Annotated in this window: 6 protein-coding genes; 3 read left to right on the top strand and 3 right to left on the bottom strand. The window is 69.1% G+C overall.

Translation table 11 applies throughout. The annotated features are described in order from the left end of the window. Positions 1 to 87: 87 nt before the first annotated feature. Positions 88 to 2,820 (bottom strand): phosphoenolpyruvate carboxylase, encoded by a 2,733-nt coding sequence (gene ppc, locus ACFWP7_RS27050; RefSeq protein WP_384385971.1) that lies wholly within the window; start codon positions 2,818 to 2,820, stop codon positions 88 to 90. Positions 2,821 to 3,243: 423 nt separating this feature from the next. Here ppc and ACFWP7_RS27045 point away from each other — a divergent pair, with 423 nt between their 5' ends. The 3 genes from ACFWP7_RS27045 (at position 3,244) to ACFWP7_RS27035 (ending at position 5,666) form a co-directional block, all read left to right on the top strand. Further along, positions 3,244 to 4,257: an acyl-CoA desaturase gene (locus ACFWP7_RS27045; protein ID WP_384385968.1), complete on the top strand. Its 1,014-nt coding sequence runs from the start codon at positions 3,244 to 3,246 to the stop codon at positions 4,255 to 4,257. Beyond that, positions 4,254 to 4,934, top strand: coding sequence for a TetR family transcriptional regulator (locus ACFWP7_RS27040; protein WP_384385965.1), 681 nt, complete (start codon positions 4,254 to 4,256; stop codon positions 4,932 to 4,934). Before ACFWP7_RS27045 ends, ACFWP7_RS27040 begins: the two co-directional genes overlap by 4 nt. 102 nt (positions 4,935 to 5,036) lie before the next feature. Then, on the top strand, positions 5,037 to 5,666 hold the full coding sequence (locus tag ACFWP7_RS27035) for a Uma2 family endonuclease (RefSeq protein WP_384385991.1): 630 nt from the start codon (positions 5,037 to 5,039) through the stop codon (positions 5,664 to 5,666). Between the two features lie 29 nt (positions 5,667 to 5,695). On the opposite strand, the gene ACFWP7_RS27030 is transcribed toward ACFWP7_RS27035, so the two are convergent. Then, on the bottom strand, positions 5,696 to 6,058 hold the full coding sequence (locus tag ACFWP7_RS27030) for a VOC family protein (RefSeq protein WP_384385962.1): 363 nt from the start codon (positions 6,056 to 6,058) through the stop codon (positions 5,696 to 5,698). Further along, the gene (locus ACFWP7_RS27025; RefSeq protein WP_384385958.1) at positions 6,058 to 6,873 is read right to left on the bottom strand and encodes a trans-aconitate 2-methyltransferase; all 816 of its coding nucleotides are present in this window, start codon (positions 6,871 to 6,873) and stop codon (positions 6,058 to 6,060) included. The genes ACFWP7_RS27030 and ACFWP7_RS27025 overlap by 1 nt, the downstream gene beginning before the upstream one ends. Between the last annotated feature and the right edge of the window lie 64 nt (positions 6,874 to 6,937).

Here is a 6,937-nt window from a genome sequence, read left to right as displayed (position 1 = left end):
GATCCCCGCAACTCCCTGAACTCCAGGGTGTTGCGGGGATCAATAGAACCCGCCACGAACACGGGGGCATCGTCGTCTGAACAGCGATCAGCCGGTGTTGCGCAGCCCCGCCGCCACACCGTTGACGGTCAGGAGGAGCGCTCGCGACAGCAGCGGATCCGTTGTGGAGCCGGCCGCCGCCTCGTCTCGCTGGCGCTTGAGCAGGGCGACCTGGAGGTAGGAGATCGGGTCCAGGTAGGCGTCGCGGATGGAGAAGGTCTGCTGGAGGACAGGGTTGGTGTCCAGCAGCTTTTCGCCGCCCGTGATCCGCAGCACCTCGCGGACGGTGAGCTCGTGCTCGGCGCGGATGCCGTCGAAGACGTGCTTGAGGTCGTCCGGCACCAGGGTGTCCACGTAGTGCGTGGCGATCCGCAGGTCGGTCTTCGCGAGGGTCATCTCGACGTTGGAGACGAAGTTGCGGAAGAAGTGCCACTGCTCGTGCATCTCGTCGAGCACGGTGTCGAGGCCCGCTTCGCGCAGCGCCTTCAGTCCGGAGCCGACGCCGAACCAGCCCGGCACGATCTGCCGTGACTGGGTCCAGCCGAACACCCACGGGATGGCGCGCAGCCCGTCCAGGCCGGCGCCGGAGTCGGGGCGGCGCGAGGGCCGCGAGCCGAGGTGGAGGTCGGCGAGCTGGTCCACGGGGGTGGCGGCGAAGAAGTACGCGGGCAGGTCGGGGTCCTCGACGAGCTTGCGGTACCTGGTGTGCGCCGCGTCGGAGACGACGTCCATCGCCGCGTCCCAGCGGGCGAGTGCCTCGTCGGACTGGCGGGGTGAGGTGTGCAGTGCGGATGCCTGGAGGGTGGCCGCGACGGTCAGTTCCAGGTTCTCGCGGGCCAGTGAGGGCACCAGGTACTTGTCGGAGATGACCTCGCCCTGTTCGGTCACCTTGATCTCGCCCTCCAGGGTGCCCCAGGGCTGCGCGAGGATCGCGTCGTGCGAGGGGCCGCCGCCGCGGCCGACGGTGCCGCCGCGGCCGTGGAACAGCCTGAGCCGCACCCCGTACCGGTGGGCCACGTCACGCAGCCGGCGCTGGGCGCGGTGGATCTCCCACTGGCTGGTGGTGATGCCGCCGAACTTGGAGGAGTCGGAGTAGCCGAGCATGACCTCCTGGACGTCTCCGCGCAGCGCGACGAGGCGCCGGTAGGAGGGGTCGGACAGCATGTCCTCCAGGATGGTGTCGGCGGCCTTGAGTTCGTCCGTCGTCTCCAGGAGGGGCACGATGCCGATCTTCGCCCAGTTGCCGTGCAGGTCGAGGAGCCCGGCCTCACGGGCGAGTACGGCCGCCGCGAAGACGTCGTCGGCGCCCTGGCACATCGAGATGATGTACGACTCGATGACCTCGGGTCCGAAGACCTTCAGGGCCCGCTTGATCGTCTGGAACACGCCCAGGGTCTTCTCACCTGCCGCGTCCAGCGGCGCCGGGGTCGGGGCCAGCGGGCGCCGGGACCTCAGCTCCTTGGCGAGGAGCTTGGTGCGGTAGTCGCGGGGCATGTCGGCGTAGCGCCAGGATTCCTCGCCGAGGCGGTCGAAGAGCTGGCCGAGGGCGTGGTGGTGGGCGTCCGCGTGTTCGCGTACGTCCATGGTGGCGAGTTGGAGGCCGAAGGCGGCGAGGGTGCGGATGGTGCGGTTCATGCGGCCGTCGGCGAACAGTGCGCCGCGGTGCTCGCGCAGTGAGCTCTGGATCTGGACGAGGTCGTGGAGGAGTTCGGCCGTGCCGAGGTAGTCGCGTCCGTCCACGTGGGGGGTCCCGGTGGCCAGTCGCTTCTTGGTGTTCTCGAGCTTCTGGCGGATGCAGGTGGCCTTGAGCCGGTAGGGCTCCTCGGCGTTCAGCCGCTTGTAGCGGGGGCTGATCTCGGGGAGCCGCTCCAGGTCGGTCTGGAGGGAGGTGAGCAGTTCTTCGGTGGCGCCCGTGTACCTGATCGAGTTGGAGAGGAAGCCGCGGAGTTCGTCGATCAGCTCCAGGGCGTCGTTGATGCCGTGCTCGTGCTGGAGGATCAGGACGTCCCAGGTGACGTCGGGGGTGACGTTCGGGTTGCCGTCGCGGTCGCCGCCGATCCAGGTGCCGAAGGTGAGCGGCCGGGTCTCGTCGGGGAGGGTCACGCCGACTCGCTCCAGCTCGGCCGTGAGGTCTTCGAGTACGTCACCGACGGCGCCGGCGTGCAGTTCGTCGAGGTAGTAGATGGCGTTGCGGGCCTCGTCGGCGGGCTCGGGGCGTACGACGCGCAGCTCGTCGGTCTGCCACACCAGGTCGATGTTCTCGGCCAGGCGGGTGTCGTAGCGGCGGCGGTCGGCCTCGATGACCGGGGTCTCCAGGAGGGCGGCGATGCGGCGCAGCTTGTTGAGGACGGAGCGGCGTGCGGCCTCGGTGGGGTGGGCCGTGAACACCGGGCGGACGTTGAGGTTCTTGACCGTCTCGCGCAGGTGTTCGGGGTCGGCGTCCTTGAGGCGGTCGGCGGTGCGGGCGAGGAGGCCGCCCTCGGCGGCGCGCTTGGCGCGCAGTTCGCGGCCGCGGTGCACCTGTTCGGTGACGTTGGCGAGGTGGAAGTAGGTGGAGAAGGCGCGGACCAGTTTGGCCGCGGTTTCCAGTTCGGTGCCGCGCAGCAGTTCGGCGGCGGCCTCGCCGTCCTCGCGGGTCAGTCGGCGGACCTTCTCGACAAGTTCGAGAAGCTCGGGTCCCTCCTGGCGGACCAGGGTCTCGCCCAGCAGGTCACCCAAGCGGCGGATATCGGCGCGCAGCTCACTGCTGGTCGTCGTGGTCTGGTCGTCGGCACTGCTCACAGGTGCGGCTCCTTGCAGTGTTGAAGCTCATCTGAAGAGTGAAAGTTCGTCTGAAGCTCGTCTGGGAGGGAACCCGGGTGGCGACCGCGCGGCGGGTGCCGCTCAGGAACGTGGCATCCGGGAATTAATCAGAACGGACCGCGCTGTCCGACCGACTCCAAGGATAGGTGTCCACAGGGACGCGCAGGCTCTCGGGCTCTTGCCGCCGAGCGGCGCGCTGCCATACTTACGACGCCGTAGGTTACGGAAGCGTAGGGAATGCCGTCGGACAGAGGGAGGACCCTGGGCCCCGTATCCCGGTACCGGGAGGGCTGGAGGCTCCGGGAATCCGTTCCCAGAACGTCCGGCCCACCGCTCCCCGGTATCCGGCTCTCCCTCACCCCGGACGACCGTCTCCACCCTCGAACCCCACAGGGGACACCCATGACCACGAGCTCCGATGTGATCGACGACGCCCCGCAGGCGAACAACGGCTCCCCGCTTCCACCCGCCACGCTGGGCGGTGAGAAGAAGGGGTCGCTCGAACAGTTCGCGCTTCTCCTCTTCATCGTCGTCCCGTTCCTCGCCCTGGTGGCCGCGGTGCCGCTGGCCTGGAACTGGGGAGGAGTGAGCTGGCTCGACCTCGGCCTGCTCGTCTTCTTCTACTACCTGGGTTGCCACGGCGTCACGATCGGCTACCACCGCTACTTCACCCATGGCGCCTTCAAGGCGAAGCGCCCGCTGCGGATCGCACTGGCGGTCGCCGGTTCGATGGCGGTCGAGGGGCCGGTGGTCCGCTGGGTCGCCGACCACCGAAAGCACCACAAGTTCTCCGACGCCGAGGGCGACCCGCACTCGCCGTGGCGTTTCGGCGAGACCCTTCCGGCGCTGATGAAGGGCCTGTGGTGGGCGCACATCGCCTGGATGTTCGACGAGGAGCGCACTCCGCAGGACAAGTACGCACCGGACCTGATCAAGGACCCGGCGATCCGTGCGATCTCGCGCCACTTCATCTACTACACGCTGCTCTCCCTCGCTCTCCCCGCGCTGATCGGCGGTCTGGCGACGATGTCCTGGTGGGGCGCGTTCACCGGCTTCTTCTGGGGCTCACTGGTCCGGGTGGCGTTGCTGCACCACGTCACCTGGTCGATCAACTCGATCTGCCACGCGGTGGGCAAGCGCCCCTTCAAGTCGCGGGACCGTTCGGGCAACGTGTGGTGGCTGGCCGTCCTGTCCTGCGGCGAGTCCTGGCACAACCTGCACCACGCCGACCCGACCTCGGCCCGGCACGGTGTGGAGCGCGGTCAGCTGGACTCCTCAGCCCGGATCATCCGCTGGTGCGAGCAGTTCGGCTGGGCCTCTGACGTGCGTTGGCCGTCACGCTCGCGCATCGATTCCCGCCGGAATACGGACGAGTCGGACTCCCCGCGCAAGACGGAAACCGCTGACGCGGCATGATTGACGGCGTGGCGACCGACTCCAGCAGCACCCCGAGCAGTAACGAAAAACCGCGGCGCGCTCGCCGCACCCGCATGACCGGCGCCGAGCGTCGTCAGCAGCTGCTGGAGATCGGTCGCACCCTTTTCGCGGCCAAGGGTTTCGAAGGCACGTCTGTCGAGGAGATCGCGGCGAAGGCCGGCGTCTCCAAACCGGTGGTGTACGAGCACTTCGGCGGCAAGGAGGGCCTGTACGCGGTGGTGGTGGACCGCGAGATGCGCCGCCTGCTGGACATGGTGACGAGTTCTCTCACGGCAGGTCACCCCCGCGAACTGTGCGAACAGGCCGCCTTCGCGCTCCTCGACTACATCGAGGAGTACACGGACGGCTTCCGCATCCTGGTCCGCGACTCCCCGATCCCCCAGTCCACGGGCTCCTTCGCCTCCCTGATCTCGGACATCGCGACCCAGGTCGAGGACATCCTGGGTCGCGAGTTCAAGAGCCGCGGCTTCGACTCCAAGCTCGCCCCGCTGTACGCCCAGGCCCTCGTCGGCATGGTCGCCCTCACCGGCCAGTGGTGGCTGGACGTCCGCCGCCCCAAGAAGGCGGAAGTGGCAGCCCACCTGGTCAACCTCGCCTGGCACGGCCTGGACGGCCTGGAGGCGAAGCCACGACTGATAGGCCACCGCAAGAGCTGAGGCGCGACGGTCGGGCTCGTCACCCTTTGTGATGACGCTTGTCAGTTCCCACCGCTACGGTGGACACGCAGGCCCAGAATCCCGCTCATGGGAGGAACCACCATGACCGCCGAGCCGATCGCCGAGCACGAGCCTGAGCACGAGCACGAGCAGGGCTCCCGCTGGCCGGTGCCGCCGCAGGACGGGTACACCGTGGACGACCTGTTCACCCTGCCCGGCCTCCCGCCGCACACCGAGCTGATCGACGGGAGCCTTGTTTTCGTGAGTCCGCAGCGGGATTTCCACAGCACCATGATTGATCTTTTGGTGGCCGGCCTTCGCCGCACAGTTCGCGGCCGCCCCCTTAAGGTCCGCCGCGAAATGACCGTCATCCTGGACCAACGCAACGGTCCCGAACCCGATGTGTCGGTCGTCCGCAGCGAAGCCGTCACTGGCTTGGAGCAGACCCGGTTCCAGGCCGAGGACGTAGTGCTGGCCGTCGAGGTCGTCTCCCCGGACTCCGAGGCCCGCGACCGCAACGCCAAGCCCCAGAAGTACGCAGCCGCGGGCATCCCGCACTTCTGGCTGGTCGAGATGTCCGAAGGGAACCAGCACCCGGTGGTCCGGACCTACGAGATCGACCCGGTGAGCAAGACGTACGCGATCACCGGCATCCACCACGAAAAACTCGAGCTCAGCGTCCCGTACGACATCGACATCGACATCACGCTGGACGCCCTCAAGGAGCTGTGACCGTCCGCCGACGGGGTGGACGATGTACGTCAGTCCGCCGCCTCCAGGAACTCCAGCCGGTTGCCCACCGGGTCCTCGGAGAAGAAGCGGCGGTGGCCCGGGAGGTCGTCGTCCCAGGTGACGGGTGCGTGATGGGCTTCGAGGCGGGCGGCGTACGCCTCGATGTCGTGGACCCGCAGCCCCGGGTGAGCCTTCCGGGCGGGCCGGAAGTCCACCTCCACCCCGAGGTGCAGTTGCACGGCCCCCGCCTGGAACCAGCAGCCCCCGCGCGCCGCGAGCACCGGCGGCTTGGGGATCTCGGTCATGCCGAGGGTTTCGACGTAGTACGTACGGAGGCGGGGCTCACTGCCGGGCGGCGCGGCGAGTTGGACATGGTCGACGGCCGCAAGCATCAGACGGGCTTCGTCGCCACGGCGAAGATGCGGCGGAACGGGAAGACCGTGCCGTGTTCCGTGGCCGGGTAGGCCTCGCGCAGGGCGGCACGGTACTCGGCGACAAAGGCTTCCGAGTCCGTCGCCCCGAGCTCGGTGAGGATCGGCCGCAGCCCCGTCCCCTTCACCCAGTCCAGGACCGGGTCCTCGCCCTCCAACAGGTGGAGGTACGTCGTCTCCCAGACGTCGGTCGTGCAGCCGAGTGCGGTGAGGTGTTCGAGGTAGGCGGCCGGGGTGTGCACGGCGTCGTCGTGGCGCAGGACGTCGGCCAGGCGGTTCTTCCAGCGGGCGGAGTCGGCGAGTTCGCGCATGAGCCGGTGGCTGGGGGCGTCGAAGTTGCCGGGCACCTGGAAGGCGAAGGTGCCGCCGGGCGCCAGGCCCGCCACCCAGGCGGGGAAGGAGTCGGTGTGCCCGGGGACCCACTGCAGGGTGGCGTTGCTGATCATCAGGTCGTAGGGGGCGGAAGGCGTCCAGGTTCGGGCGTCGCCGGGGGCGAAGTCGAGGCGTCCGCCGCCGGGGGTGGGGCCCGCGAGTGCCGCGGCCTTGGCCAGCATCTCCGGGGAGTTGTCGTAGCCGGTGATGTGTGCGGCCGGCCAGCGCTCGGCGAGCAGGGCCGTGACGTTGCCGGGTCCGCAGCCGAGGTCGGCGATGCGGGCGGGGGTGCGGGGCAGTTCGGGGACGCGGGCGAGGAGATCGGCGAAGGGGCGGGCGCGGTGGTCCGCGTGGCGGAGGTACTGGCTCGGGTCCCAGGTGGGGGCGGTGGGTGCGGCGGGCATGGGTGGGCCTCCTCGAAGTCGCGGTGAAGTGATCACTTCGGGCAGGACTCCAGCCTCACACCCC

It is taken from the genome of Streptomyces sp. NPDC058470 (genome assembly GCF_042721055.1).
Taxonomy (GTDB): domain Bacteria; phylum Actinomycetota; class Actinomycetes; order Streptomycetales; family Streptomycetaceae; genus Streptomyces.
Note: the sequence above shows the minus strand (reverse complement) of the source record. Positions and strands in the feature narration are given on the sequence as shown.

Excerpts from the sequence above, each read along its gene's own strand:
- ACFWP7_RS27040 (WP_384385965.1), top strand. The coding sequence starts at position 4,254 with ATGATTGACGGCGTGGCGACCGACTCCAGCAGCACCCCGAGCAGTAAC.
- ACFWP7_RS27025 (WP_384385958.1), bottom strand. The coding sequence starts at position 6,873 with ATGCCCGCCGCACCCACCGCCCCCACCTGGGACCCGAGCCAGTACCTC.
- ACFWP7_RS27045 (WP_384385968.1), top strand. The coding sequence starts at position 3,244 with ATGACCACGAGCTCCGATGTGATCGACGACGCCCCGCAGGCGAACAAC.
- ACFWP7_RS27035 (WP_384385991.1), top strand. The coding sequence starts at position 5,037 with ATGACCGCCGAGCCGATCGCCGAGCACGAGCCTGAGCACGAGCACGAG.
- ACFWP7_RS27030 (WP_384385962.1), bottom strand. The coding sequence starts at position 6,058 with ATGCTTGCGGCCGTCGACCATGTCCAACTCGCCGCGCCGCCCGGCAGT.